Source organism: Amycolatopsis sp. NPDC021455 (genome assembly GCF_040640995.1).
Lineage (GTDB): Bacteria > Actinomycetota > Actinomycetes > Mycobacteriales > Pseudonocardiaceae > Amycolatopsis.
Genome location: NZ_JBFACT010000014.1, coordinates 57,424 through 82,862, shown reverse-complemented (window position 1 = coordinate 82,862; position 25,439 = coordinate 57,424). Strand labels below are relative to the sequence as shown.

The 25,439-nt window shown below is 72.7% G+C and carries 27 protein-coding genes and 1 tRNA gene; 16 read left to right on the top strand and 12 right to left on the bottom strand.

Annotated features, from left to right (window positions below; genetic code table 11):
• The 3 genes from egtB to AB0G28_RS19150 form a co-directional block, all read right to left on the bottom strand.
• Entirely contained in the window at nt 1-1,353 is a 1,353-nt protein-coding gene (egtB, locus tag AB0G28_RS19160) for an ergothioneine biosynthesis protein EgtB (protein WP_361090085.1), read from the bottom strand.
• On the bottom strand, nt 1,350-2,609 hold the full coding sequence (locus AB0G28_RS19155) for a glutamate-cysteine ligase family protein (RefSeq protein ID WP_361090082.1): 1,260 nt from the start codon (nt 2,607-2,609) through the stop codon (nt 1,350-1,352). The genes egtB and AB0G28_RS19155 overlap by 4 nt, the downstream gene beginning before the upstream one ends.
• 180 nt (nt 2,610-2,789) lie before the next feature.
• Nucleotides 2,790-3,716 (bottom strand): LysR substrate-binding domain-containing protein, encoded by a 927-nt coding sequence (locus AB0G28_RS19150; RefSeq protein ID WP_361090079.1) that lies wholly within the window; start codon nt 3,714-3,716, stop codon nt 2,790-2,792.
• 121 nt (nt 3,717-3,837) lie between these two features.
• Here AB0G28_RS19150 and AB0G28_RS19145 point away from each other — a divergent pair, with 121 nt between their 5' ends.
• Complete coding sequence (locus AB0G28_RS19145; RefSeq protein ID WP_361090076.1) at nt 3,838-5,037, top strand: Glu/Leu/Phe/Val dehydrogenase dimerization domain-containing protein; 1,200 nt, start codon at nt 3,838-3,840, stop codon at nt 5,035-5,037.
• Here the strand turns inward: AB0G28_RS19145 and pip are convergent.
• Genes pip through AB0G28_RS19120 form a run of 5 tightly spaced genes read right to left on the bottom strand, consistent with a single transcriptional unit; the run spans nt 5,027 to nt 9,074 of the window.
• Nucleotides 5,027-5,974 (bottom strand): prolyl aminopeptidase, encoded by a 948-nt coding sequence (gene pip, locus AB0G28_RS19140; protein ID WP_361090073.1) that lies wholly within the window; start codon nt 5,972-5,974, stop codon nt 5,027-5,029. The two genes, AB0G28_RS19145 and pip, sit on opposite strands and share 11 nt — an antisense overlap.
• A 55-nt stretch (nt 5,975-6,029) precedes the next feature.
• Nucleotides 6,030-6,758: an ESX secretion-associated protein EspG gene (locus AB0G28_RS19135; protein WP_361090070.1), complete on the bottom strand. Its 729-nt coding sequence runs from the start codon at nt 6,756-6,758 to the stop codon at nt 6,030-6,032.
• A gap of 25 nt (nt 6,759-6,783) precedes the next feature.
• Nucleotides 6,784-8,049: a hypothetical protein gene (locus tag AB0G28_RS19130; protein ID WP_361090067.1), complete on the bottom strand. Its 1,266-nt coding sequence runs from the start codon at nt 8,047-8,049 to the stop codon at nt 6,784-6,786.
• 3 nt (nt 8,050-8,052) lie between these two features.
• Nucleotides 8,053-8,670: a DUF3558 domain-containing protein gene (locus AB0G28_RS19125; protein ID WP_361090065.1), complete on the bottom strand. Its 618-nt coding sequence runs from the start codon at nt 8,668-8,670 to the stop codon at nt 8,053-8,055.
• Nucleotides 8,671-8,672: 2 nt separating this feature from the next.
• Nucleotides 8,673-9,074 (bottom strand): hypothetical protein, encoded by a 402-nt coding sequence (locus tag AB0G28_RS19120; protein ID WP_361090062.1) that lies wholly within the window; start codon nt 9,072-9,074, stop codon nt 8,673-8,675.
• 184 nt (nt 9,075-9,258) lie between these two features.
• Here AB0G28_RS19120 and AB0G28_RS19115 point away from each other — a divergent pair, with 184 nt between their 5' ends.
• The 5 genes from AB0G28_RS19115 (at nt 9,259) to AB0G28_RS19095 (ending at nt 15,121) form a co-directional block, all read left to right on the top strand.
• Nucleotides 9,259-9,852 carry a helix-turn-helix domain-containing protein gene (locus AB0G28_RS19115; protein ID WP_361090059.1) on the top strand — a complete coding sequence of 198 codons (594 nt, stop codon included), beginning with the start codon at nt 9,259-9,261 and terminating at the stop codon, nt 9,850-9,852.
• 199 nt (nt 9,853-10,051) lie between these two features.
• The gene (locus tag AB0G28_RS19110; RefSeq protein WP_361090056.1) at nt 10,052-11,389 is read left to right on the top strand and encodes a hemolysin family protein; all 1,338 of its coding nucleotides are present in this window, start codon (nt 10,052-10,054) and stop codon (nt 11,387-11,389) included.
• The gene (locus AB0G28_RS19105) at nt 11,386-12,429 is read left to right on the top strand and encodes a hemolysin family protein (protein WP_361090053.1); all 1,044 of its coding nucleotides are present in this window, start codon (nt 11,386-11,388) and stop codon (nt 12,427-12,429) included. Before AB0G28_RS19110 ends, AB0G28_RS19105 begins: the two co-directional genes overlap by 4 nt.
• Nucleotides 12,426-13,307 carry a 3-methyladenine DNA glycosylase gene (locus tag AB0G28_RS19100; protein ID WP_361090050.1) on the top strand — a complete coding sequence of 294 codons (882 nt, stop codon included), beginning with the start codon at nt 12,426-12,428 and terminating at the stop codon, nt 13,305-13,307. Before AB0G28_RS19105 ends, AB0G28_RS19100 begins: the two co-directional genes overlap by 4 nt.
• Nucleotides 13,308-13,453: 146 nt before the next feature.
• The gene (locus tag AB0G28_RS19095; protein WP_361090047.1) at nt 13,454-15,121 is read left to right on the top strand and encodes a hypothetical protein; all 1,668 of its coding nucleotides are present in this window, start codon (nt 13,454-13,456) and stop codon (nt 15,119-15,121) included.
• A gap of 122 nt (nt 15,122-15,243) precedes the next feature.
• On the opposite strand, the gene AB0G28_RS19090 is transcribed toward AB0G28_RS19095, so the two are convergent.
• From AB0G28_RS19090 to AB0G28_RS19075, 4 genes are all read right to left on the bottom strand, one after another.
• Complete coding sequence (locus AB0G28_RS19090) at nt 15,244-15,705, bottom strand: phage tail protein (RefSeq protein ID WP_361090044.1); 462 nt, start codon at nt 15,703-15,705, stop codon at nt 15,244-15,246.
• Nucleotides 15,706-15,776: 71 nt separating this feature from the next.
• On the bottom strand, nt 15,777-16,130 hold the full coding sequence (locus AB0G28_RS19085) for a hypothetical protein (protein ID WP_361090041.1): 354 nt from the start codon (nt 16,128-16,130) through the stop codon (nt 15,777-15,779).
• A gap of 10 nt (nt 16,131-16,140) precedes the next feature.
• A complete protein-coding gene (locus tag AB0G28_RS19080) occupies nt 16,141-16,728 on the bottom strand; it encodes an NAD(P)H-dependent oxidoreductase (RefSeq protein WP_361090038.1) in 588 nt (195 codons plus the stop codon).
• Entirely contained in the window at nt 16,725-17,180 is a 456-nt protein-coding gene (locus AB0G28_RS19075) for a MarR family transcriptional regulator (protein ID WP_361090035.1), read from the bottom strand. The genes AB0G28_RS19080 and AB0G28_RS19075 overlap by 4 nt, the downstream gene beginning before the upstream one ends.
• Nucleotides 17,181-17,505: 325 nt before the next feature.
• Between AB0G28_RS19075 and AB0G28_RS19070 the strand changes: the two genes are divergently transcribed.
• The 10 genes from AB0G28_RS19070 to AB0G28_RS19025 all read left to right on the top strand — a co-directional run bounded on the left by AB0G28_RS19070 (nt 17,506) and on the right by AB0G28_RS19025 (nt 25,422).
• Nucleotides 17,506-18,465, top strand: a complete 960-nt coding sequence (locus AB0G28_RS19070; protein ID WP_361090032.1) for a DUF1707 domain-containing protein — start codon at nt 17,506-17,508, stop codon at nt 18,463-18,465.
• A 57-nt stretch (nt 18,466-18,522) separates the two neighbouring features.
• Nucleotides 18,523-19,347 (top strand): DUF72 domain-containing protein, encoded by an 825-nt coding sequence (locus tag AB0G28_RS19065; RefSeq protein WP_361090334.1) that lies wholly within the window; start codon nt 18,523-18,525, stop codon nt 19,345-19,347.
• Between the two features lie 52 nt (nt 19,348-19,399).
• A complete protein-coding gene (locus tag AB0G28_RS19060; protein WP_361090029.1) occupies nt 19,400-19,960 on the top strand; it encodes an adenine phosphoribosyltransferase in 561 nt (186 codons plus the stop codon).
• A gap of 66 nt (nt 19,961-20,026) precedes the next feature.
• Nucleotides 20,027-21,565: a hypothetical protein gene (locus AB0G28_RS19055; RefSeq protein ID WP_361090026.1), complete on the top strand. Its 1,539-nt coding sequence runs from the start codon at nt 20,027-20,029 to the stop codon at nt 21,563-21,565.
• 14 nt (nt 21,566-21,579) lie between these two features.
• Nucleotides 21,580-21,652: transfer RNA gene (locus AB0G28_RS19050), tRNA-Trp, on the top strand.
• 34 nt (nt 21,653-21,686) lie between these two features.
• Nucleotides 21,687-23,006: an SDR family NAD(P)-dependent oxidoreductase gene (locus tag AB0G28_RS19045; protein WP_361090023.1), complete on the top strand. Its 1,320-nt coding sequence runs from the start codon at nt 21,687-21,689 to the stop codon at nt 23,004-23,006.
• Nucleotides 23,000-23,245: a hypothetical protein gene (locus AB0G28_RS19040; RefSeq protein WP_361090021.1), complete on the top strand. Its 246-nt coding sequence runs from the start codon at nt 23,000-23,002 to the stop codon at nt 23,243-23,245. The genes AB0G28_RS19045 and AB0G28_RS19040 overlap by 7 nt, the downstream gene beginning before the upstream one ends.
• A gap of 22 nt (nt 23,246-23,267) precedes the next feature.
• A complete protein-coding gene (locus AB0G28_RS19035) occupies nt 23,268-23,591 on the top strand; it encodes a YciI family protein (RefSeq protein ID WP_361090018.1) in 324 nt (107 codons plus the stop codon).
• The gene (locus AB0G28_RS19030; RefSeq protein WP_361090015.1) at nt 23,588-24,814 is read left to right on the top strand and encodes a DUF6596 domain-containing protein; all 1,227 of its coding nucleotides are present in this window, start codon (nt 23,588-23,590) and stop codon (nt 24,812-24,814) included. The genes AB0G28_RS19035 and AB0G28_RS19030 overlap by 4 nt, the downstream gene beginning before the upstream one ends.
• A gap of 11 nt (nt 24,815-24,825) precedes the next feature.
• Nucleotides 24,826-25,422: a hypothetical protein gene (locus AB0G28_RS19025; RefSeq protein ID WP_361090013.1), complete on the top strand. Its 597-nt coding sequence runs from the start codon at nt 24,826-24,828 to the stop codon at nt 25,420-25,422.
• The last annotated feature ends 17 nt before the right edge of the window (nt 25,423-25,439 follow it).

Genomic DNA, 25,439 nt, shown 5'->3' with positions numbered 1-25,439 from the left:
CTACCCCACCTCGCCGGGTGCCGCGTCGCGGGCGGTGCGGAAGCCGGCGAAGATCTGCCGCCGGATGGGATAGTCCCAGTTGCGGAACGTGCCCCGGATGGCCGCCGCGTCGGTGCCGAACGACCCGCCGCGCAGGACCTTGTACTCCGGGCCGAAGAACACCTCCGAGTACTCCCGGTACGGGAAGGCGGCGAAGCCCGGGTAGCCGTGGAAGTCGGTCGAAGTCCACTCCCAGACGTCGCCGATCAGCTGGTGCACGCCGGTCGGCGACACCCCGGCCGGGTACGCGCCGGCCGGCGCCGGGCGCAGGTGCCGCTGGCCGAGGTTGGCGTGCTCCGCGGCCGGTTCGTCGTCGCCCCACGGGAACCGGCGCGACCGGCCGGTCGCCGGGTCGAACCGGGCCGCCTTCTCCCACTCCGCTTCGGTCGGCAGCCGCCGCCCGGCCCAGGCCGCGTACGCCTCGGCTTCGTAGTACGAGACGTGCACGACCGGCTCGTCGGCGGGAACGCGTTCGTGGACACCGAAGCGGGTCCGCCACCAGCCGTCCTGCTCCCGCTTCCAGAACCGCGGGGCGGTGATGTCGTTTTCGGTCCGGTACGCCCAGCCTGCCGGGCTCCACCAACGCTCGTCGTCATAGCCGCCACCGTCGAGGAACTCGACGTAGGCGCCGCACGTCACCGGCACGGTGTCCATCCAGAACGCCTCGACGGCGATCTCGTGCGCCGGGCGCTCGTTGTCCAGGGCCCACGGCTCGGCCGAGGTGCCCATCGTGAACGCACCGCCCGGAACCAGGACCTCCGGCGGCAGCACACCGGACCGGGCGGGCGGCGGCTCCGGCGCGTGCAGCACCGGGTCGCCCTTGCGGAGCTGGTGGGTGGCCAGCATGGTCTCGTCGTGCTGCTGCTCGTGCTGCGTGATCATGCCGAAGGCGAAGGCCTGCTCGGTCAGCCGCCTGCCCTCCATCGGCGCGTGCTCCAGCACGTCGAACGCCTTCTCCCGGACCTGCTTGACGTACGCGCGGGCCTCGGCCGGGCCGAGCAGCGGCAGCTCCGGCCGGTCGGCGCGGGCGTGCTGGAAGGCGTCGTAGATGTCATCGATGTCCGGGCGCAGCGGCTCCCGGCCGCCGACGTCGCGGACCAGCCACAGTTCTTCCTGGACGCCGATGTGCGCCAGGTCCCAGACCAGCGGCGACATCAGCTTCGAATGCTGCCGGACCAGGTCCTCGTCGTCGACCGCGTCGGTCAGCGCGACGCTGCGCGCCCGGGCGCGGGTCAGCGCCTCGGCCGCGCGGGCGCGCAGGTCCTGCGCGCTCAGGTCGTGCAGTGCCCGTTCGCCCAATGCTTCCGTGCTCATGCTTGGCTCCTCGATCGGTACGCGCGCCCCAGCACGCTCTCGCTGATCTCGGTGATCGACTCCGCCGCCAGCCCGGTCACGCCCAGCTCGGCGCACCCGAGATCGGCCAGCGCCGCCGCCGCGGCGGCCAGCTCCGGGTCGTCGAGACCGCGCCTCGCCGCCCTCTCCCACTTGTCCGCGACCGGCGCGCAGAGGTCGCGCACCTTGTCCACGGTGGACGGCCGGCCCAGCAGGGCGGTCACCAGCGCCACCGGGGGCAGCCACTCGTCCGGCGGCTGCGCGTCGAGGTACCGGATCTCCAGGTACCCCTGCGGGCGGACCGGGGTGAACATCGTGGTCAGGTGGTAGTCGAGGTCCGCCACCGTGGGCCTCGGCAGCAGGGCCGCGGCCCCCCGGCCGTCGATCCAGTCGGCGAAGGTCAGCCCCTCCGGCGCGTCCCACGGCCGGTCGCCGCGGCGCAGCACCATCAACGGGGTGTCCATCAGGCGCCCGGCCCACGCCGCCGCCGGATCGCCGTCGGCACGCGCCGTGCGCGTGCGGACCGCCTCCGTGTCGTGCACCGCCAGCCACCGCGCGGAGGCGTGGCCGGTGTCGCGCCCGGCGTGGACGCGGGAGTTGGCGAAGAGCGCGAGCAGCGGCGGCCCCATCGCGTGGGCGGCCGCCCACCGCGCCGCGTAGTTCTCCGGCTCCCCGGTGTCGACGCAGACCTGCAGGCCGGCGGTGCTGCACATCATGGTGACGCCGCCGGGCCCGATCGGCGCGAACCGGCGTTCCATGGCCGCGTACCGCGGCGTGTGCAGGACCCGGCGTGGCGCACGGTGGGCGTCGATGCCCGTTTCGCCCAGTTCGAGGCCGTGCCGGGCGAGGCGGTCACGCAGGTGGCGGAGGTCGGCCGTGACGGCTGCGGCGAGATCGCGCAGGGAGGCCTGGGGAAGAGCCGAGATCTCGACCTGGCACCCGGGTTCGAGGCTCACCGGTGAGCCGGCCGGGAGGGGCGAGGCGGGGCTGTCGGGGCGGAGCGTCCGCGGGGTGTGCGGACCCAGCGCCGTGGCGAGGACGTCGGGATCGAGGGGTCTTGCCGGGTCGTCGGCATGGTGCACGGTGAACTCCAGCTCCACGCCGGTCAGGCGGGGTGGCCCGTGCTTGAAACACACCGATGCGACGTACGCCTCGCCGGCCGCGCGGTCCGCCAGGACCCGCGCGGTGCGGTTCGACGCACTACCCGACTTCTCGGGAAAATCGTGCACCGTCTGCATGTCCGTTCCTGTTCCGTGTGATGGAACTCTGCCTAACCGGGGCTTCGCCCCGGGCCGGGGGCTCCGCCACCCGGAACCCCCCCAACCTTTTCGACTTCGGACGCTACACGCGGGGTACGACAAATTCAGGCCGGATCCTGCGCCGCGGGAGCCGATCACCACTCCGTAAGAACTGTCCGATCAGGGCAAAGCCGGTTCGGTACCGAGTCCGAGCTGGGCCGCGGACGCCCGCACGGCGTCGATCACCAGGTGCAGGGCCGGCCGCCGGAACGCGGTGCGCCGGTAGGCGATCGACACCGTCCGCAGCAGCGGCGTGGTGAGCGCGACGACGTCGATCCCCGGCGGCCGCAGCAGCCGCAGCCCCAGATCCGACACGAGCGTGATGCCGAGCCCGGCGCCGACCATCGCCATCGCCGTCGACTGCTCCTCGACCTCGTGGTTGATCTTCGGGGCGAAGCCGTGCCGCTGGCAGGCCGTGCGCATCGCGCGGCCGAAGTGCGACTTGGGGCTCGCCAGGATCCAGGGGTGCTCGGCGAGCTCGTCCAGCGACGCCGACCCCGCGGGCACCGCGCCCCGCGGCACCGCGGCGTGCAGCCGTTCCACGGCCACGACGGCCCGTTCCAGCCCGGCGTCCCAGGTCGTCGGCGCGTCGGAGTACTCGATCACGAACGAGAGGTCGAGGCGGCCGTCGCGGACCGCCTCGGCGGTGTCTTCCGGCGCCAGTTCACGAGTGCGCACCTCGATGCCGGGGTGCTCGCCGGCCAGCGCGGTGAGCGCCGTCGGAAGCAGGCCGGAGGCCACCGACGCCCACACCCCGGCGGTCAGCCGGACCGTGCGGGACTCCTGGGCCTCCTCCAGGGCGAGCGTCGCGCGCTCCACCGAGCCGAGGATCTCCTCGGCGTGCTCGGTGAGCAGGGTGCCCAGTTCGGTCAGCTGGACGCGCCGGCCGAGCCGCTCGAACAGCTTCGCGCCGACGTCCCGTTCCAGCTGCGCGAGCTGCTGCGAAACGGCCGAAGCGGTGTAGTGCAGCGCGGCGGCCGCCGCGGTGACGGTGCCGCGGCGGTGCAGCTCGCGCAGCATCCGCAAGCGGTGCAACGAAAGCTCCATATACAAAACCTAAACGAGATCGTGCAGGTTCGTTAAATGGACGCCCGCGCCACCCCGGGCGCACGCTCGTGGTGGCGGTCACCGCGGCCGCCCCGGATTTCCCTTGGAGGTGAGCGGCCCGATGACCCCGAGCAACGCCGAACCGCTGATGCGGCTCACGTGGACCGACCCCGTCACCGGCGCGCACGGCTACCTGGTCGTGCACAGCCTGGTCTCCGGCGTCGCCACCGGCGGCACCCGGATGCGGGCCGGCTGCACGATGAGCGAGGTCGAGGACCTCGCCCGGGGCATGGCGAACAAGACCGCCACCTTCAACCTGCCGGTCGGCGGCGCCAAGGGCGGCATCGACTTCGACCCGAAGGACCCGCGCGCCTTCGACGTCCTGAAGCGGTTCTGCGCGTTCCTGCGGCCGTGGCTGGACGCCCACTGGGTGACCGCGGAGGACCTCGGCGTGCCGCAGCACCTGATCGACTCGGTGTTCGCCGAGCTGGGGCTGGAGCAGTCGTACCACGCCGCGATCCGCCGTTCGGCCGATCCGGCGCGCACCCTGCGCCGGGTGCAGGCGGGCCTCAACGCGCCGGTCCCCGGCGGGTTGCTGCTCGGCGACGTCGTCGGCGGCTACGGCGTGGCGCAGGCGTGCCTCGGCGTCGCCGCCGCGTGGGACTGGGCCGCGCGCGAGACGACCGTGGCGATCCAGGGCATCGGCACGATGGGCGGCGGGGCGGCCTGGTACCTGCACGAAGCCGGCGTGAAGGTGGTCGCGGTGGCCGACGCCGCGGGCACGCTGTACGACCCCGCCGGGCTCGACGTCCCGGCGCTGCTGGACCTGCGCGACCGCTTCGGCGAAGTGGACCGTTCCCGGCTGCCCGCCGGAGTCCGTTCGCTGCCGCGGGAAACGATCGTCGGGATCGACGCGGACATCTTCGTGCCGGCCGCGATCTCCTACGCCCTGCGGCCGGACAACGAAAGCGTGGTGAAGGCGAAGGTGGTCGTCGAAGCGGCCAACGCGGCGACGACCCCGGAAGCGGAGGCGGCACTGTCGGCCCGCGGGGTCGCGGTCGTACCCGACTTCGTCGCCAACGCGGGTGCGGCGGCCTGGGCGTGGTGGCTGCTCCTCGGTGAAGTCGGTGCGGACCCGGCGGACTCGTTCCTGCGGCTGCGCACGGAAATGCAGGCGAAGATCGCCCTGCTGCTGGCGGAGTGGAACATGGACCGGCTCCCCCTGCGCGTCACCGGGCTCAAGCTCGCCGAAGCCAACCGCGCCCGGCGCGCCGAAGCCGCACTGGCTCCGGAGGGTGAGCCGGGGCTGCTCATCCCCTGAGCGCGAACCGGTCGGTCGCGCCGACGAGGACGTCCTGCATCGGGGCGTCCTGCGTCGAATGCCCGATGTCGTCGAGCATGACCAGTTCGCTGCCCGGCCAGGCGTGGTGCATCAGCCAGGGCGTGCCGACGATGTTGCTCGTGTCGAGCACGCCCTGCGCCAGCACGGCCGGGACGCCGGCGAGCTTGCCGAGACCGCGCAGGATCTCGCCGTCGGGCAGGAAGGCCCGGTTGCTGAAGTAGTGCGTGACCAGCCGGGCGAAGCAGAGGCGGAAGGCCGGGGTCTCGAAGGCCTTGTACGGGGGCACGCCCGGGAGCATGGCGTCTTCCCAGGCGCACCAGTCCTCGGCCGCCTTGTGGTGGACCGCCGGGTCGGGATCCATCAGCAGGCGGTGGTAGGCGGCGGACAGGTCGCCGTCCCGCTCGCTCTCCGGCACGCCCTGGCGGAACTTTTCGAAGGCTTCGGGAAAGTACGCCCCGAGTCCGCGGATGAGCATCTCGATCTCGATGTACCGGTCGGTCGCGAGGCCCATCAGGACCAGCTCGCTGACCCGCTCGGTGTGGCGCAGGGCGTAGGTCAGGCTGAGGACCGAGCCCCAGGACCCGCCGAACAACAGCCACTTTTCGATGCCGAGCCGCGTCCGGAGCAGTTCGAAGTCCGCGACGAGGTGGTCGGTCGTGTTGGCGGAGAGGTCGGCGACCGGGGCCCCGGCGTGCGGCGTGCTGCGGCCGCAGCCGCGCTGGTCGACGAGCACGACCCGGTAGCGGTCCGGGTCGAAGTACCGGCGGAGGTTCGCCGAGCAGCCGGTGCCGGGGCCGCCGTGCACGACGAGCGCGGGCTTCCCGGCCGGGTTCCCGCAGGTCTCCCAGTAGATCTCGTGGCCGTCGCCGACGTCGAGCATGCCGTGGTCGTACGGTTCGATCTCCGGATACAGCATGGGCACCCTTCCCCAGGAATACAACAGCGCTGTCACATTAGCGCGTCTTCCCGGCTCAGCCGAGGGTTTCGGCCAGTTCGGTGAGCGCGTCGGCCAGTTCCCGCGGGCCGGCCGGGCCGATGTGGATGACCGCGTCGTCGCCCGAACCGGTCGTGTAGCTGAGGTAGCGGCCCCAGTCCGTGTCCGCGTAGTGGAGTGGCTGCCGCAGGCAGCTGTGGCGCCCGACGTCGTCGCGGCGGCCGGCGTAGAGCTCGCCGCTGCCGGTCACCGGCCGCTGGACCAGGCTGACGACGTCGGCGATCGCCGGGTCCAGCGGGTAGGCGCCGGGCCCGCGGCGGGCCGCCTCGGTCAGGTCCGCCACCCGGACGGCGCGCGGGTGGCCGCCACCGGGACCGACCGGCGGCAGTTGCTCCACGAGGGCTTCGGCGAGCCGGTTCCGGTCGATCTCCCACACGCCGACGTGGGTGCCGTCGGAGACCGCCAGCACCGCCTGCAGCCCCTTCGCCGCGGCCAGCACCCCGTACGTCCGTCCGCCGGCGCCGACCCAGCCGTAGCATTCCCGCGCCGGGCTGACCAGCAACGGGAGCCAGTCGAGGAAGTCGACGGCGGTGCGGCCCTTGGCGTCGACCAGGCCGGCCTCCGCCAGCGCGGCGTCGATCCGCTTGCCGGCCTCGTCACGCTCGGCGTCCGAGAGCCACAGCGGCTCCGGGCGCAGCGTGACGTGCAACTGGCCGGCCTGTTCGCGCTCGGCCAGTGCGGCCAGCGCCTCGACCGGAACGTCCACCCGGCCTGCTGCCACGTCCACCCGCCTACTCGCCGATGACCGGCGGGCTGGTCCGCTGGTCGGTGCCGAAGATCGCGTCCGGGTCCGCCTCGATCAGGAAGTCCGGGCGCTGGTGCTCGTCGTCTTCCTCGCCTTCGCCCCGGCGGCCGCCGGCACCCATGGGGCCCATCGCCCCGGACCGCCCGGCCGCCGACCGCGCCGCGGCGGCTTCGGCCGCGGCCGCGTTGCCGAGGCTGCCCATGCCGGAGCGGCCCCCGCCGCCGAGCCCGCGCTCCCCCGCGGCGCCGGCGCCGCCCGGGCCGGAGCCCGTGCCGCCACGGCCGGCCGAGTCGAGCAGCCGCCCGCCGGCGTTGCCGCTGTTCGGCCCGCGCCCGCCGGGGCCCGTGCCGGGCTCCTCGCCGAAGGTGGTCGAGTAGTTCTGGCCGCCCCCGCCGCCGGGGGTGGTCGGGTAGAAGTCGATGCCGCCGGACGGGGGCGGCGTCTTGCCGGGCCGGTCGCCCGGCCGCTCCCCCGGCTTGACCGGCGCCGGCACGGGCGTGCGCGTCGTGTGGGTGCTGTCGTCGCCCCCGCCGGGCCGGTCCGTCCCGCCCGGCCGGTCCGTGCCGCCGGGCCGGTCGGGACCGCCGGTGTGCGCGGGGTCGACGCTGGTGGTCGACGTGTGGTCGTCGCCGCCGGGATCGCCGCCACCCCGGTTCCGGGACGGCGTCTCGGGCGGCAGCACCACCTTCCCCGGAGTTGTCGGCTGCGTGACGGAGATGGCGGCGCCGTCGGCTTCGAGCACGCCGTAGTTCGTGGGCAGCGCGGCCTGCGTGCCACTGGTGACGCTGCTGTACTGGTCCATGACGCGGACGTTGGTCTCGTTGGCCGCGTTGTACTTGGCCATGCCTTCTTGGTAGTTGTCGATGTCGTCCTTCGCCATGAACGGCCCGGCGATGGGGATGGCGGCCTTGAGCCCGGTGGTCCACGGGTTGGGTTTGTCGGGCTTCGGCGGCACTTCGACGACGGCTTTGCTGGAGTGCTCGAAGATGCTCGCCTGGGTGTCGACGGAGACCTGGGTGACGTCCAGCGGCGCGGCGGTCTCGGCGAAAGCCTGTTCCAGCGGCCCGGCCCCGGCGTTCGCGGCGTCGGCCGCATCGCCCGTCCAAGCCTGCTTCATCCGGTCCTGCAGCGCTTTGATGCCCTGCGCGCGCGACAGGTAGGCCGAGGACAGCTCGGACACCTTCCCCGCGGCTTCGCGGAGACCAGTGGTGTCGCCCTGTCTGAAGTTGTCGTAGATCTGCTTGCCGTCCACTCGTCAGGCCCCCTTGAGTGTGGTGACGACCGCGGCCGCCACCTTCTGCGCCGCGGCGCAGGAATCCTGCTGACCTTCGTAGCCGCCGGCGTACACGGCGATCGCCAGGTCGTCGGCGACACCGATGTCGAGGTGGCAGTTGCCGCCCGGACGCCGGTCCTTCTTGTCGAGGTAGATCGCGGGATAGCCTTCGACGTCCGGGGCCTTCTCGAGGAACGGGAACTGGCCGTTCTCGTGCGCGCCGTACAGCCCGGTCAGGCCGCCCAAGCCCCGGTCCCGGTTGCCGGTGGCGATGATGACCTGCATGCTGACGCCTTCGCCGGAGATCTTCCAGGCGCATCCCGGTCCGGCCGCGCCGTACCCGTCGTCCCGCAGCTGGGGGTCGCCCGCATCCGTGAACCGCAGCGAGGACAGCACCGAAGCCGGCACGATGTCGCACGGCTTCGAGGTGTACTTCGAAACGTCGAGCGGCGCGGGAACCTTCGGCACGTCGGGGTCGACCGACGCGCCCGGCGACGCGGAGGTGCCCGGCGCGGCCGACGCGGTGCCGGTCTTCTCGGAGGAGCACCCCGCGAGCAGCAGCAGAACGGCCGCGGCGGCGACGAGAGCAGGCAGGCGCACGGTCACACCGTCCGGAACGGGTCGGCCATCCCGTGGTCGGTGGCGACCGTCTTGGTCTGGGCTTCCTTGAGCTTCTTGAGGTAGTTCTGCACGTACTTCAGCATCGATTCGTTCTGGTCCTGGAGCGCGGTGAGGGAGTCCATCGTCGTCGAGACATACCCGTCGCTGACCGCATCCTTGCCCGGTGAGGTGAGCACCGTGACGATGTAGTCGATCTTGCTCTTGTCTTCGACGATCTTGTCCAGCTCGGCTTCCCACTGGCCGATCACCGAAGCGAGCTCTTCGGGGTCCATCCGGAACTGGCCGCCCCCGCCGCCACCGCCGCCGTAGACGCGGCCGCGCTCGCCGAGGATGTCGCCACCCCAGACCGCCTGGACCGCCTGCCCGGCTTCGCCGATGATCACGCCCGCACCTTCCCCTCGGCTCACCCACCGTGATGGGACGAAGATTAGCCAACCGTCTCACTCCGTGTCAGCGAATCGCCGCAACGTTCAGACGATGGGGACGGGCGAGCGGTTCCCCGCACTCCCGGTCACAGTACGTACGTACGGATTGCGAGATGCCGGTCCGCGATGCCAGGATTTCAGGATGCCACGCGTAAGCCAGGATCACCTCGACGCACGCCGGCGCCAGATCCTCGACGGCTCGCGCGTCTGCTTCGCGCGCTACGGCTACGAAGGTGCCACAGTCCGGCGCCTGGAGGAAGCCACCGGGCTGTCGCGCGGGGCCATCTTCCACCACTTCCGCGACAAGGAGTCGCTCTTCCTCGCCCTCGCCGAGGACGACGCGCTCCGGATGGCCGACGTCGTCGCCGAACAGGGCCTCGTCCAGGTGATGCGGGACCTCCTCGCCGGCGGCGACCACCCGGCCGACTGGCTCGGCACCCGCCTGGAGGTGTCCCGGCGGCTGCGCACCGACCCCGAGTTCCGCGCCCGCTGGGCCGAGCGGTCCCAGCAGCTGACCACCGCCACCCGGCTGCGCCTGCTGCGCCAGCGGGAGGCCGGGAACCTGCGCGACGACGTCGACGTCGACGTCCTCACCGCGTTCCTCGAGCTCGTCCTCGAAGGACTGGTCTCGCACCTGGCCATGGGCCTGCCCGCGGCCGGCCTCGGCCCGGTGCTCGACCTCGTCGAGGAGACCGTGCGGCGCCACCGGCCCGGCGCGAACGGACGGGCGGAGTGAGCGCGCCGACACACCGGCAACGCCAGCGGCGGATGTGGGAGACACGTTAAGCTGGTCCGCATATCCGCAGTACACGCCGATTTCTTGCTAGGAGTGACCGTTTCGTGCGCGCAGCGCAGTCACCCGGTGACAGTACCGGGCCGGGTGACCGACCCGGCTGTCCGATAGGTTCATCCCCCGCCACCGAGGCGGGTGCGGAATGATCCAGATCCTCTTCGCCGTGCTCGGCGTCCTCCTCTTCGTGCTGCTGACCGTCGGCACCGGGCTCGCGGTCGCCGCCGAGTTCTCGCTGACCGCGCTGGAACGCAGCACCGTCGAGGCCAACGTCCGCCAGGTCGGCGACCGCCGCGCGCTGACCGTCCAGAAGGCGCACCGGACGCTGTCGTTCCAGCTCTCCGGCGCCCAGGTCGCGATCACGCTGACCACGCTGATCACCGGGTACCTGGCCGAGCCGCTGATCGGCGAGCTCGTCCGGCCGCTGCTCACCGGCATCGGGCTCCCGGCCGGGTTCGCCGCGGGCGCGTCGATCGTGCTCGCCCTGGTCCTGGCCACCTCGCTGTCGATGATCCTCGGCGAGATGGTGCCGAAGAACCTCGCGATCGCCCGGCCGCTGCCGACCGCGCGCGCGGTCGCCGGCTACCACTCGCGGTTCTCCGCGCTGTTCCGCTGGCTCATCACCCTGATGAACAACAGCGCGAACTTCCTCGTGCGCAAGTTCGGCGTCGAGCCGCAGGAAGAGCTGCGGTCCGCGCGGTCGCCGCAGGAGCTGGGCTCGATCGTGCGCTCCAGCGCCGAAAGCGGCACGCTCGACACGTCGACCGCCGAGCTGCTGGACCGCTCGCTGCGGTTCGGCGAACGCACCGCGGAAGAGCTGATGACGCCGCGCGTGCAGCTCGAGGCACTCGCGGTCGACGACACCGTCGAGGACCTGATCGACATCTCCCGCCGCACCGGGTTCTCGCGCTTCCCGGTGCACGCCGAGGACCTCGACGACGTCCGCGGCGCGGTGCACGTCAAGCAGGCCTTCGCCGTGCCCGCCGCGGAGCGGGCGCAGGTGCCGATCGGCTCGGTCATGCGGCCGGTGCCCACCGTGCCCGAGTCCCTGCCCGGCGACGACCTGCTCAACCGCCTGCGCGACTCGCGCTTCCAGCTGGCGATCGTCGTCGACGAGTACGGCGGCACGGCCGGGCTGGTCACCCTGGAGGACGTCGTCGAGGAGATCATCGGCGACGTCCGCGACGAGCACGACGAGCGCGAGGCGCCGGCGTCGCAGCAGGTCGGCACGGACAGCTGGCTGGTGTCCGGCCAGCTGCGCGCCGACGAGGTCACCGGCGTCACCGGGTTCCGGATGCCGGACGGCGACTACGAGACCATCGCCGGGCTGATCCTCGAGCGGCTGGGCAAGATCCCCGCCGAAGGGGACGCCACGGAGGTCGACGGCTGGCGGCTGACGGTGACCACCATGGACAAGCGCCGGATCGCCGAGGTCGAAGTCGCCCCGGTCCCCGTCACCGCGGAGCCGGAGGTGGCGTCGTGAGCGACTGGCTGAACATCGCCCTGGTCTTCGTCCTGCTGCTGGCGAACGCCTTCTTCGTCGGCGCCGAGTTCACGCTGATCTCCTCGCGGCGGGACCGGCTCGAGGCCCTGCTGGAGCAGGGCAAGACGCGCGCGAAGATCGTCATCAACGCGAGCAGGCACGTCTCGCTGATGCTGGCCGGCGCCCAGCTCGGCATCACCATCTGCTCGCTGCTGCTCGGCCGCCTCGGCGAACCCGCCGTCGCGCACCGGCTGGCGGCGGGCTTCGACGCCCTCGGCCTGCCCGAGGCGCTGCTGCACCCGATCTCGTTCGCCATCGCGCTGGCGTTCATCACCGTGGCGCACGTGCTGATCGGCGAGATGGTGCCGAAGAACCTCGCCATCGCCGAGCCGGAGCGGCTGGCGCTGTGGCTGGTGCCGGTGCACGTCGCGTGGGTGAAGGTCGCCAACCCGTTCATCTGGCTGCTGAACTTCGTGGCCAACTCGCTGCTGCGCGCGGTGCGCGTCGAGCCGAAGGACGAGCTGGAGACGGCGTACACGTCCGACGAGCTCGCCGAGCTGCTCAGCGAGTCGCGCCGGGAAGGCCTGCTCGACCAGTCCGAGCACCAGCGGCTGGCCCAGACGCTGTCCTCGGTGCAGAAGACGGTCGCCGACGTCCTGGTCCCGACGGCCGAGCTGACCACGCTGCCCTGCGGGCCGACCGTCGGCGAGGTCGAGCGGGCGGTGTCCTCCACCGGCTTCTCCCGGTTCCCGGTGTGCACCGACGACGGGCGCCTGACCGGCTACATCCACGTGAAGGACATCCTCGACCTCGCGGGCCAGGACCCGGCGACGGTCGTGCCAGCGGCGAAGACGCGGGCGCTCACCGAGCTGCGCGCCGACGCCCGGCTCGACGTCGCGCTTTCGGCCATGCGCAAGGAACGCAGCCACCTCGCGCGGGCACTCGACGCGGCCGGGAACGCCGTCGGCGTCGTCGCGCTCGAAGACCTCGTCGAGGAGTACGTGGGCACCGTGCGCGACGGGACCCACGTGGGCGCATGAGCGAGAGCGAAGTCCTGGCCGAACCGGACTGGCTGGCCCGGGAAGCGGCCCACGTCGAGCGGATGCGCCGGTGGACGGTCCCGCACCAGGAGCGGCGGGCCCAGGGCGAGAAGCACCCGGTGCTGGACTTCCTGTTCACCTACTACTCGTACCGGCCGTCGCACCTGGAGCGGTGGCAGCCCGGGCCCGGCGTCGTCCTCGCCGGGCCCGCGGCGCGGCGCTTCCTGGACCGCAAGGGGTACGTCCTGACCGACGAAGGCGTCCTGCTCGATCCGGCGGGCTTCACCGAGGGCAAGGCGAAGACGGCCGAGTTCGTCCTCGGCTTGCTGACCGCGACGGCGTCGCGCGCGCCGCGGCTGAGCTGCTTCGGGCTGCACGAGTGGGCGATGGTCTACCGCGAGCCCGCCGATTCGGTGCGGCACAACCAGGTGCCGCTCCGGCTCGGCTCGGCGGGCACCGACGCCGTCGTGGAGTCCCTGGACATCCGGTGCGGGCACTTCGACGCGTTCCGCTTCTTCACGGCCGACGCGCGGCCGCGCAACGAGCTGACGCCGTCGCGGGAGACGCAGGTCGCCCTCGAGCAGCCCGGGTGCCTGCACGCGAACATGGACCTGTTCAAATGGGCGTACAAGCTCGGCCCGTTCGTGCCCGCGGAGCTCGTCGCGGACTGTTTCGAGCTGGCCGTCGAGATCCGGACGCTCGACATGCGGGCGAGCCCGTACGACCTGGCCGGGCTCGGCTATCCGCCGGTGCGGATCGAAACCGCGCCGGGGCGGGCCGAGTACGCGCGGGCCCAGGCCGGGTTCGCGCGGCGGGCGAACCCGTTGCGTCATCGCCTGATTGCGCATTGCCATCGCCTGGTCAGCGCAGCACCCTGAGCGCGCGCGACTGTGAGTCAGATTATTCTCTCTCCGATACTCACCTGTTAGGGTGATAACGGTTTGATTGCATCGCAGCGCGTGCTTGACGTGCGCTCACGCCCGAAAGGATGACCATGGGGCGACACACCCGGGACGAGGAGCCCGTGCCGCACCCTCTGGACCGCACCCCGCGCGTCCCCGCCGAGGGACGGCTGGCCGCCCCGGGCCACCCGGATGGGGCCACGGCGTCGCCGCGGGCCACCGGCCGCAGCGAGGCCTCGGGCGCCTTCCGGACCCCCGGGCGCAGCTCCATCTCCGACGCGTTCGGGATCGCCGGCCGCGCCGCCCGGGCCGAGGGCCGCAGCGAATCGTCCGGCTCCTACTTCGTCCCGGCGAACGAGACCCTGGCCCCGGCCCGCCGCGGGGAGACCTCCGGCGCCTACCCGGCCGCGGGCCGCGGCCCGTCCTCCGGCGCCCAGCCCGCCCGCCGTGGAGAGGCTTCCGGCGCTTATCCGGCCGCCGTCGAACCCGCCGTCGCTCAATCCACCCGCCGTGGGGAGGCTTCCGGTGCTTACCCCGCCGCCGTCGGGGTCGAACCCGCGGCCGCTCGTCCCGGCCGGCGCGGAAAGGCGCGCCGCGAGGAGACCGTCGCCGAACCGGCCCGCCGCGGCGAGGCTTCCGGCACTTACCCCGCGGCCGCCGAGCCCGCGGCTCGATCCACCCGGCGCGGTGAGACTTCCGCCGCCTACGCCACGGCCGTCGGGGTCGAACCCACTCGCCGCGGGGAAGCTTCCGGCTCCTACCCCGTCGCCGAACCCGCCCGCCGCGGGGAGACTTCCGGTTCCTACCCCGCCGCCGTCCGCGTCGAACCCGCGGCCGCTCGGCCCGGCCGCCGCGGGAAGGCGCGCCGCGAGGAGACCGCCGCCGAGCGGACCGAGGTGATCGCGCGGCTCGAGACCGCGGACGAGCGCCCGGTCGCCCCGCGCGAAGAGGCGTCCGGATCGTTCCGCGCCGTCGCCGATGTCCGGACTGCCGGCCGTGACGAGCGGACCGACGTCACCGGGGAATCCGAAGGCACCGGCAAGCGCCGCGCCCGCCGCGAGGGCACCACCGAAGGCGAAGGCCGCCGCCGGGCGCCCGGCCGCGGTGACACCACCGGCCCGCACCGCACCTCCGGCAAGGGCGAGGCGACCGGTTCGCACCGCGTCGTCGGCAAGGGCGAGGCCACCGGCTCCCACCGCATCGTCGGCAAGAAGGCCCCGCGCCGCCGGATCGCGACCTGGCCGATCGCCTGCCTCGTGCTCGCCGTGCTGATCGGGCTCGGCGTGATCGGCTGGAACTGGGCCGACAACGAGCTCAACAGCCGGGCCGAGGCGCAGGCCGCCAGCTGCTCGGGCGGCACCTCCCAGATGCGGGTGGTCGTCACCCCGAGCGTGCAGAAGCCCCTCGCCGCCGCGGCCGAGCGCTGGAACCAGGCCGCCACCGTCGTCCACGGCCAGTGCGTGAAGGTGACGATCGATCCGAAGGCGTCGGCGCAGGTGCTCGACGCGCTGGTCGGCCGGGCCGGACTGGACTCGATCGGCGGGCTCCCGGCCGCCTGGCTGCCCGAGTCGTCGTACTGGGTGAGCGAGCTCACCACCAAGAAGCCCGAGATGATCGGCTCGCCCGCCCAGTCGGTGGCGAACGCCCGGTCGGCGGACTACCCGTTCGTCGGCCTGTCGGGCCCGGGTATCGACGACACCGTGCTGCGTGCCGCCCAGACGTTCCGCGAGTACCTCGAGCAGCCCACCCAGCAGGCGGACTTCGCCGCCGCGGGGATCAAGACCGCCTAGGTCCATGCGCCCCAATGTGGCGTTCGGTGCGTTGGACGCACCGAACGCCACATTGGGGCGCTTGGGCCGGACGTCGAACAGCTTGCGAGGCGCGACACTGGTGCCCGCAGTCCGTCGCCGGGTCAGTATTCGTTCTTGATGACGAAGTAGGAGCCGCGGATGGTGCCGGCCAGCTTGGACTTCTGGCGGGCGAACTTGAACGAGGCGAGTTCCGCGGGAACCTCCATCCCGTCGGAGAGCTTGAACCCGACCGCCCGTTTCCCGGACTCCTCGAGCGTGTACATCACGTTGATCGACAGGCCGTTCTCGTAGAAGACGTAGGCCATCCGGATGTTCTCGACCTGGAACTCGGTCGCTTCGAGCGGGCGGGCGGAGATGACGATGCCGCGTTCCTCCGCGAGGATCCGGTGCACCCAGTCGACGGTCGGCTTGGCTTCGCTCGCGGGCTCGACGGTGAAGACGTGGTCGTACTTGTTCTTGAAGTACCGGGCCTCGTTCGCCCGCAGGCCGGCGAGTGCGGCCGCGACCGGCGAAGACTCCAGGCCGGTGGTCGACACGGTGGCGAAGTCCACGGCGTAGGACATGGCGCGTTCCTCCGGGGTGCGAACGGTCGGCGGAGCCGAGGGCGGGACCCAGCGTAAGCGCTGGTGCCGGGTCACGCTCGCAGGAACGTGTCCCGCAGGGCGAAGGCCGGCCGGGTGTGGACGCGGGTCCGTCCGTCGCAGTCTTCCGCTGCGTAGTCCACCGCGATCACCGGCCCGGTCCGGTGGGTTTCGACCGCGAGGCGGGTCACCTGTTCGCGGTGGACGTCGACGATGACGTCCGATCCCCGCCGGTACCGGATGCGGGCGCTCCGCGCGATCGTGTCCCAGCTGATGTGGAGTTCTTCGGTCGCGGAGAGGGGGAAGCGCACCTCCCGCACCGAGGCCTCGTCCGACGCTTTCCCGGCCTGCGGGAAGACGTCGAACGCGGAGAACCACACATCGTCTTCGGCCACCACGAACTCCACGCCGGCGAGCCTACCCACCCGCTCGGAGCGGTTTGAGCGCGCGAGCGTGGTCGACGAGGTCGCGGAGAGAAACGGGAACGAACTCGGCGACGCGGCTTGCCCAGCCGGACCGCTCGACGAGTTCGCCGCCGGGGGCGAGCAGCCGGTCGGCGCGGGCGAGGGAAAGGCTCTTGGGCAGCGGGAGCATGCCCGCCTTGCTCAGCGCCAGCCGCAGTTGCAGGCCGGCCGAGGCGCCGCCGTGCGCGGAGGTCGAATAGGACACGATCGACGCGGGCTTGCCGAGGGCCTCGGTGGCGAGGAAGTCCAGCGCGTTCTTCAGGACGGCCGGTGGTGCGTGGTTGTACTCGGGCGTCAGGAAGACGTAGCCGTCGGCCGCGGCCATGGCTTCCAGCCAGGCCCGCACGGGCGCCGAGGGGCGGCGGGCCGGGTCGGCCAGCGGCGCGAGCGGCTCGTCGAAGAAGGGCAGGGGGTGATCGGCGAGGTCGAGCACGGCGAACTCGGCGTCCTCGACCCGGCCGGCCCGGTCCATGACGAACCGGCAGACCCGGTCGCCGACCCGCCCGGGCCGGGTGCTGCCGAGGACGACCGCGATCCTCATCGCCGCTCCTCGTTCTCCAGGATCTCGCACATCGTCTTCAGGGTGCGGATCGTGGTGGCCATCGCCGCCTCGGTGATGCGCTCGTCGCCGACGCGCTCGTACTCGTGCTGGACGGCCATTCCCTCCCACACCAGGGACCGGCCGGCCGGGGTCAGCGTCAACGCGTGCTCGCGGCGGGACACGGGCGAGGCCGTGACGGTCAGCCACCCGCGGCGCTGCGCGGTCTCGACGTGACGGCTGACGGCACCCTTGGTCAGGCTGAGGAGGTCGGCGATCTCCTGCTGTGACGGCGGGACATCGCCCGCGTCGGCGATCGAGCGCAGCACGAGGAACAGCGTCCGCCCGATGCCGATCCGCTGCTGGAACCGGCGATCGCCGGCCCGCTCGCTCAGCAACGCCGCCCGGTGCAGGTAGCGCATGAGGTCCCGATGCGGAGCCGGTGGCCGAATCATGATCATAGTTTACCTGTGAACAGTTCACGTATCAACTAAGGTGTTGATCCGGCGGCGGCATCACCGCCAGACTCGCAGCCGGAGTGTTCGGCCCGGGGGTCACCGGGCGTCCCGGAAGGATGCGAAAGTCGTTGCTCGCGTGGTGGAGTCGTCAGGCCCGCAAGGGCGCCCGGCGGAAGCATGCGCTGGCCGTGGTGGACTACGCCTTGGCGGTCGGCCGGCTGGACCGGCCCGGCACGAGGATCTTCGGCAGGCGGTGTCGACAGCGGGCTATCACGATCTGCCGGCGATCGTGGCCGGCCTGCCCGCGCCCAGGTGGGACGCGGTGCCCGCCACCACGCCCGTCGGCGACCTCGAGCGCGGGTTCGCGATCACCCTGCTGGACATCGCCGCGGAGTACGAGTCGTTGAGCGGCGCGGACCGCAGGTGGCGGACCATCTTCGCGGCCAGGGCGCGCACCGCGGCCGACCTGCTCGTGCTCTTCCTCGACCTCGAACCGCACCTGCGGCGGCGACGGGACGATCCGGCGCTGGCGGCGGGTCTCGAGCGGCTCGCCTTCGTGCCGGAAGCCCTGCGGGCCAGGAGTGACCGCAGGCTGAGCCGAGAGGAGTTCATCGGCTTTCTCGAACGTGCGGCCTCGGGAGAGTGCCTCGACACCCTGCGCGCCGAGTTGGACGGCCTGCGCCGGGACGGCGGGCCGCGCGGCCAGGGCCGCGACCGGGCCCCGGACCGTGGTGAGCCGGTCATTGTCGTCGAGCCGATTGTGGTGGAGCCGGTCGAGGCCGAGTCCGCGCTCGACATCGACCGGGCTGCGGACCGTGGTGAGCCGGTCATCGTCGTCGAGCCGATTGTGGCCGAGCCCCTCGAGGTCGAGCCGGTTGTCGCGGCCGAGTCCGCCGCCGGCCCGCCGGCGCTCGACATCGACCGGGCCCGGATCGCCAAGTACCTCGGACAGGCGCTGGCCGAAGAACGGCTCGGCCCGGGCGAGCACGCGGCCCGGACGATCGGCGTCTGGTCGGCGACGACGACCCGCGAGCTGGCGGCGCTGGTGGTCGACCTCCCGTTGCCGGCCAGTGACCCGCTGAGCGACCGCAAACCGGACCCCCACTCGGACGACCTGATCACCCCGGCCCATCGCCGGGTCGTGCTCGACCGGCTGGACCACGCGATGGCCGGCGGCGTGCTCAGCCTGGGGGAGTACGAGGCCAGGCTGGATGTGGCGGTGAAAGCCGGTACCTTCGAGGAACTGACACCGGCGATCACCGGCCTGCCACCCGGCTGGTAGCAACGCACGTCCGAGGGGAGCTGACCCGCGGTGCCCCGTCTGCACGTCGGCTGCGCGATGTGGACCCACAAGGCATGGGCCGGGCGGTTCCTCCCGCAGTCGTCGCCGGCCAAGGAACGGCTGAGGGCCTACGCCGGCTGGTGCAACGCCGTCGAAGGCAACACCACCTTCTACGCGACTCCCGCCCGGGACACCGTCGCGGCCTGGGGCCGGCAGACCGATCCCGGTTTCCGGTTCGTGGTCAAGCTGCCCAAGGTCGTCACGCACGAGCGCCGGTTCGCCGGGGTCGAGACCGAGATGCGGGCGTTCCTGGACGCGATCGAACCCCTCGGCGACCGGGCCGTCCTGTGGACTCAGCTGCCCGGCTCGTTCGGCCCTTCGGACGTCGATGCCCTTCGCCGTTTCCTGCGCCGGCTGCCCGCCGATCGCCGCCGGGCCGTGGAGGTGCGGCACCCCGGGTTCTTCACCGATGCCGGCTCGACGTCGCTGCTGGAAGGGGCGCTCGCCGACGCGGACGCCGAGTGGGTGCCGTTCGACACCACCGTTTTCTTCCGGCGCCCGCCGGCCAGCGAGGCCGAGCAGGACGCCTGGGCCAAGAAACCGCGGCTGCCCCGGCGGACGCGGGCGCTGACCGCCCGGCCGATCGTGCGCTACCTGGGCCGGGATTCGGTGGCGGAGACGGTCGAGGGCTGGCGGCCCTGGACCGAGGTGGTCGCCGGCTGGCTGCGCGAGGGCCGGTCGCCGACGGTCTTCGTGCACACTCCGGACAACGCCGAGGCGCCCGCACTCGCCCGCCGCTTCCACGACGACGTCCGGGCACTGGTGCCCGATCTCGGCCGCCTGCCCGAACCGGAGCCGGTCGAGCCCGCGACCCTGTTCTGAGCGACGCGGTAATCCGATTGCCCGCGGAAGCCGGCGGCGCGACCATGGGCCGATGTCCGGAGACGTGTCGCTGCAGGAGGTCAGATCCGGGCTCCGCAGCGCGCTGGCCTGGCGCGGCGACCGCACGGACGACGATCAGTACGCCGATGTGACGGGGTGGTGGCGCCGGCCCGAGCTGCTCAGGAGCCTGGGTCCCGCGCTGGCCCAGCTGTTCGCCGACCTGAGGCCCACGGTCGTCCTCGGGCCGGAATCCCGCGGCTGCCTGCTGGGCCCGCTGGTCGCGCTGCACCTCGACGTCGGGTTCGTCGAACTGCGCAAGGACGGGGCGCCCTGCTGCGACAGTGATGCCTGGCTGCGGCGGACCACCCCACCCGACTACCGGGATCGGCACCTGAGCCTCGGCTTCCGCAAGAACCTGATCGGCGGCGGCGACCGCGTGCTGTTCGTCGACGAATGGATCGAAACCGGCGGCCAGGCCCACGGCGCGCACCTGCTCACCCGGGACGCCGGGGCCACCTGGCTCGGTGCCGCGACCGTGGTCGACGCGCTGAGCAGCAACCGGGTTCGCCGGCACCTGAACGTCCGGTCCCTGCTCCACATCAGAGAGCTCTGATCCCTCCGGCCGATCCGCGGCTGGGTCGTGTCGTGGCCGTGATCATCGCCCCGCAGGCTGTACCGGGTGCGAACCGGGGTTCTCCTGCGCTGGACGGCGCATCCGCTGACCGTCGGCGCCACCGTGGTCCTGCTGCTCAACGACCACGTGCTCAAGCAGGCGTGGCCGGGACTCGTCACCGGCAAGCTCAGCGACGTCGCCGGGCTGGTGGTGGCGCCGCCGGTGCTCGGGCTGCTGTTCGGCCTGTTCCTCGCCGACCGGATCGGTGCCGTGGCGGCCGTGCTCACCACCGGGGCCGGGTTCGCCCTGGTCAAGCTGACCGCGGGCGGCGCCGGGGTCGCCTCGGCCGCGTGGTCGGTCGTCAACGGGCCTTCGGTCGTCCTGGCCGATCCGGCCGACCTGGTCGCGCTGCCCGCGCTGGGCCTCGCCTGGTGGGCCTGGCGCCGGGTGGCGGGCGCGCCGCCGCTGCCGGACGGCCTGGCGTCCCGGGTGCGGGTGGTGGTCGCCGTGCCGCTCGTGGTGCTGGCGATCACCGCGACGTCGGCGCCCGACCACACCCTCCCGTCGGTCGACTCCGTGAGAAGTGCGGGCTCGCAGGTCGTGATCGAGGTGCGCGGGCAGCTCTACCGCTCCTCCTCGGGTGTCGACGGCTGGACGCTGCTGTCGACCTCGCGGGAGCCGCCGCAGGCGCACCGGCCGCAGGTCGAAGCGTGCCTGCCCGAGGCGGCCGCGCACTGCTACCGCGTGCACGGCGCCGGTGTCTTCGACTCGGACGACACGCGCGGCGGCCGCCTGCTCGGCGTCGACGAAACGATCGACGGCGGCCGGACCTGGCACACCGCCTGGGAGGTGCCCGCCGCCCGGTGGGAGTTCGTCAAGCGCCAGCACCCGTTTCCCGCCGACGTGACGCGTGTGTCCGAAGTGGCCAGTGTGGAGGTGCTGGTCCGTGCTGTCCCGGGTGGACACGAGGTGTTCGTCGCCAACGGGGTGGACGGGCTGGCGGTCCGCGACGCCGCCGGTGCCTGGCGTCGCGTCGCGTTCGTCAGCCCCGGGTCCGGGCCGGCCATCCGGCCGGCGCCGCTCACCGCGTTCGGCCAGTCGATCGGGGACGACGTCGGCACGGCCGGGCTGCTCGCCCTGCTCGCGCTGGTGATCGGCACGACGGTGGCGGCCGCCCGGGTTCGCTCCCGGTACGGACGCGGGCTCGCCGCCGCGGTTCCGGTCGCCGTGTTCGCCTTCCTGGCCGTCCCGATCACGGGCTTGGTGCCCTTCGTCGTATCGACCTCCGGGGCGTCGACCGTCCCCTGGCTGGTGACCACCTTGTGCCTGGTCGGCATCGGTACCGTTCTCGCCCTGGCGCAACGGCCCCTGCGCCGGTCGCGCATGCTGGTGGTGGTCGCCGCCGCAGTCCTGACCGCGCTGGCGTCCGCCGCGCCCGCGCTGGGCTGGACGGTGGGCCACCCCCAGGAGCACGGCACGGCCGTCGTCCTCGGCCTGATCTTCGCCGCGGCGTGCGTGCCGGTGGTGGTCGCGGTCGGCTGGTGGGCGGGCGCGCGCGACCCGGACGTGCTGGTGGAACCACCCTGGCCGCGGCTGCCGGGATAGGATCCGGCCAATGCCAGGGGCGTAGCGCAGAGGCAGGCGCGCCTCCTCCACTGGAGGGACACGCCGGTTCGAATCCGGCCGCCCTGGCAGGTTCGGTCCTGGTGCGCGGGAGGGGGACCCCATGATCACCGACGCCGAGCTCGCCGCGTTCCACGAGACCGTCGCACGGCTGCGGACGTTGCCCGCGGACGACCCGGTGCGGTTGAAGGCCGAGCGGGTGGCGGAGTCGTTCGTCCGCGAGGGCAGGCAGCACCGCAAGAGGGTGCGGACGGCCGAACGCGCCGAAGCGGACGCGGCAGTGGACGCCGCGACGGCGACAGGAGCCTGGGACCGGCGCGAGGACGCGCCGCTGCGGGAGGCCGCGGACGCGGTGGCCCGCCCGCTGGCGCGGTCGAGGCGGTCTTACGTCTGCAAGGAGCCCTACCGGCTCGCGGACGCCTTCTACCACCGGCTTTGCCCGTCCTGCGCGCGGGAGAACGCCGAACGCCGGAGCGCGACCACGGACCTGACCGGCCGGCGCGCGTTGCTCACCGGTGGCTTGGTGAAGATCGGTTTCCAGCTGGCGCTGATGCTGCTGCGGGACGGTGCCGAACTGCTGGTCACGACCCGCTTCCCGCGTGACGCCCAGCGCCGGTTCGAGGCGGCGCCGGGCAGCGAGCGGTGGCTGGACCGGCTGACGGTGCTCGGCGTCGACCTGCGTGATCCGCGCCAGGTGCTCGGTCTGGCCGAGTCGTTGCGCGCGGACGGCAGGCCGCTCGACATCCTGGTCAACAACGCCGCCCAGACCGTGCGGCGGCCGCCCGGGTCCTACGCGGCGCTGGTCGACGGCGAGACCGGTCTGCTGTCGTCCAACGTCGTGCTGGCGCCGGGATTCAGCCCGATGCTGGCGCTGGGGCCGAGCCGCGGTGCCTTGGCGCTCGCCGGGATCGACGAGGCGGGACTGCTGCCGGACACCGCGCCGGTCAACTCGTGGTCGGTCCGCGTGGGCGAGCTCGACGCGGCGGAAGTGCTGGAGACGCAGCTGATCAACGCACTGGCGCCGACGCTGCTGTGCGACCGGCTGCTGCCGCTGTTGCCGGCCTCGCCGCACCCGCGCCGGTACGTCGTCAACGTGACCGCCGTCGAGGGGCGGTTCGCCGTGCGGAACAAGACTTCCGGCCACCCGCACACGAACATGGCCAAGGCGGCGCTCGACATGCTGACGCGCACCAGCGGGCCGGAGCTCGCGGAGCGGGGCGTCCACATGTGCTCGGTCGACACCGGGTGGATCACCGACGAGAACCCGCTGCCGAAGAAGGCCAGGATGGCCGGAGCGGGCTTCCGCACGCCACTGGACACAGTGGACGGTGCCGCGCGGGTGTACGACCCGATCGTGCGGGGCGAGCGGGGTGCGCCGAGCGCGGGCGTCTTCCTCAAGGACTACCGGGAGGCGGCGTGGTGAACGCTCCGGAACCCCTCCTGGCGTGGCTGCGCACCGGCACGGCCGCCGCCGGACGGCGTGACTTCCCGACCGGTGCGGTGCTGCCCGGCGGCCGGCACCCGGTGCTGGGCAACACCGGGCTCGGTGTACCCGCGATGACGCCGCTCGTGGCCACCGGCTCGGGTACCTTTCCGGCGAACGCCGGCAGCCGACACGAACTCGGGCAACGGTTCTGCCCGCACGCCGAACCGCGATCATGACGGCCGGAGGAGAGGATTTCGCATGCAGTACCTGGTTTCCGTGGTCGACGACAAGAGCAATCCCGGCAGCACGGACCGGCAGCCCGCGATCAGCGAGTTCAACGAGCGGCTGATCGCCGAGGGGTACTGGGTCTTCGCGGGCGGGCTCGCGGACACCGACGCGGCCACGGTCGTCGACAACCGGGGTGAGCAGGCGGTGGTCAGCGACGGGCCGTTCGTGGAGTCGAAGGAGTACCTCGCCGGCTTCTGGGTGTGGGAGGCCCCCGACCTGGACGTCGTGCTCAAGCTCGCCGCCGAGGCGTCGAAGGTGTGCGACCGGAAGATCGAGGTGCGGCCGTTCCGGTGAGCGACGTCGAAGAGGCGGTGACCCGGGCCCACCACGAGGAGTGGGCGCGGGTGGTGGCCGCCCTGACCAGGCGCTTCGGTGATCTCGACATCGCCGAAGAGGCGGCGGCCGAGGCATTCGCGACCGCGGTGGAGCGGTGGCCCGCCGACGGCGTGCCGCCCAATCCCGGCGCGTGGCTGACCACCACCGCCAACCGCAAGGCCATCGACCGGATCCGGCGCGAGAGCAAGCGCGACGACAAGCAGAAGGAGGCCCGGACGCTCCACGACGACGACCCGCCCGAGCCCCTCGGCGCCATCGACGACGACCGGCTCCGGCTGATCTTCACCTGCTGCCACCCGGCGCTGGCGGTGGACGCGCGCGTGGCGCTGACGCTGCGCATGGTCGGCGGCCTGACCGTGCCCGAGATCGCCCGCGGGTTCCTGGTGGCCGAAACGACGATGGGGCAGCGGATCACCCGGGCGAAGGCGAAGATCAAAGCGGCCCGCATCCCGTATCGCGTGCCGTCGGCCGAGGACCTCCCGGCCCGCGTCTCCGGCGTGCTGACCGTCCTCTTCCTCGTGTTCAACGAGGGTTACCTGGCGACCGGCCCGGACACCGACCCGGTCCGCCACGACCTGACGGCCGAGGCGATCCGGCTCACCCGCCTGATCCGGACCCTCCTGCCGGACGACGGCGAGGTGGCCGGCCTGCTGGCGCTGATGCTGCTCATCGAGGCCCGCCACCCGGCCCGCGTCTCGGCGGGCGGCGAACTGGTCGCCCTCGACGAGCAGGACCGGGGAACCTGGGACGCGGCGCTGATCGCGGAGGGGCACCGGCTGGTGCGCGAGCGTCTGGCCGCCGGGGTGGCTCCGGGCCGTTACCAGCTCCTCGCGGCGATCAACGCGGTGCACACGTCGGCGCGCGATGGGCGAGACACCGACTGGTCGCAGATCCTGGCCCTCTACGACCAGCTCGTCCGCGTCGACTCCTCGCCGGTCGTCGCGCTCAACCGGGCGATCGCGGTCGCCGAGCTGGACGGCCCGGAGGTGGCACTGGCGGTCGTCAACCGGCTCGAGGACAAGCTGTCCGGTTATCACGCGTACCACGCCACCCGCGCCGACCTGCTGCGCCGGCTGGGCCGGACCCAGGACTCGCGCGCGGCGTACGACAAAGCCATCGAGCTGGCGGGAAACACCGCCGAGACGGCTTATTTGGCCCGTCGTCGCGACCAACTGCGGTAGCGTGCGCCCGGGTGGAATCAGTGAGTGGCTCGCGCGCGCGTTTCGAGGCGAAGCTGAGCGGACTCGAGGGGCGTCGGCTCACCGCAGTGGACTACTGGGACATCCGCGGCTTCGGTTCCGAACCGGCGCAGTGGGACTACGGCGACTGGCACCACGCCGTCATGGGCGTCGGGCTCGGCACCGACGCGGGACCGGTGGCGGTGACCTGGACCAGCACGTTCTTCTGCTACGGCGTGGAAGTCTTCCACGACCGGATCGAAGACCATCTCGTTCTCGGCGAAGGAGGCCCCGAACGGAACGGGCCGCACGGGAGTTCTTGGTCCCCTTACCTCGGGACACCGGTTCGCCGGGCCGCTTCCCATTGGGAGCGCGTCGAACTGGGTCCGGCCCGGCGATCCGACGGCACCGTCGTCGAACCCGCGCGCGTCGTGCACGTCCCGGCGGCGATCCGGCTCGACTTCGCCGCGGGACCGGTGTGGTTCGTCGCCGCCATCCCGCGGCCGCCGGACATGCGCCGCGTGTTCCCCCTGGGCGACGAGATCATGGTCGTCTTCTCGCGCGAGAAGATGCGCGACCTGGGTTTCGGCGACGCGGCTTTCCTGCGATAGCGCGACGAAGGCCCGGC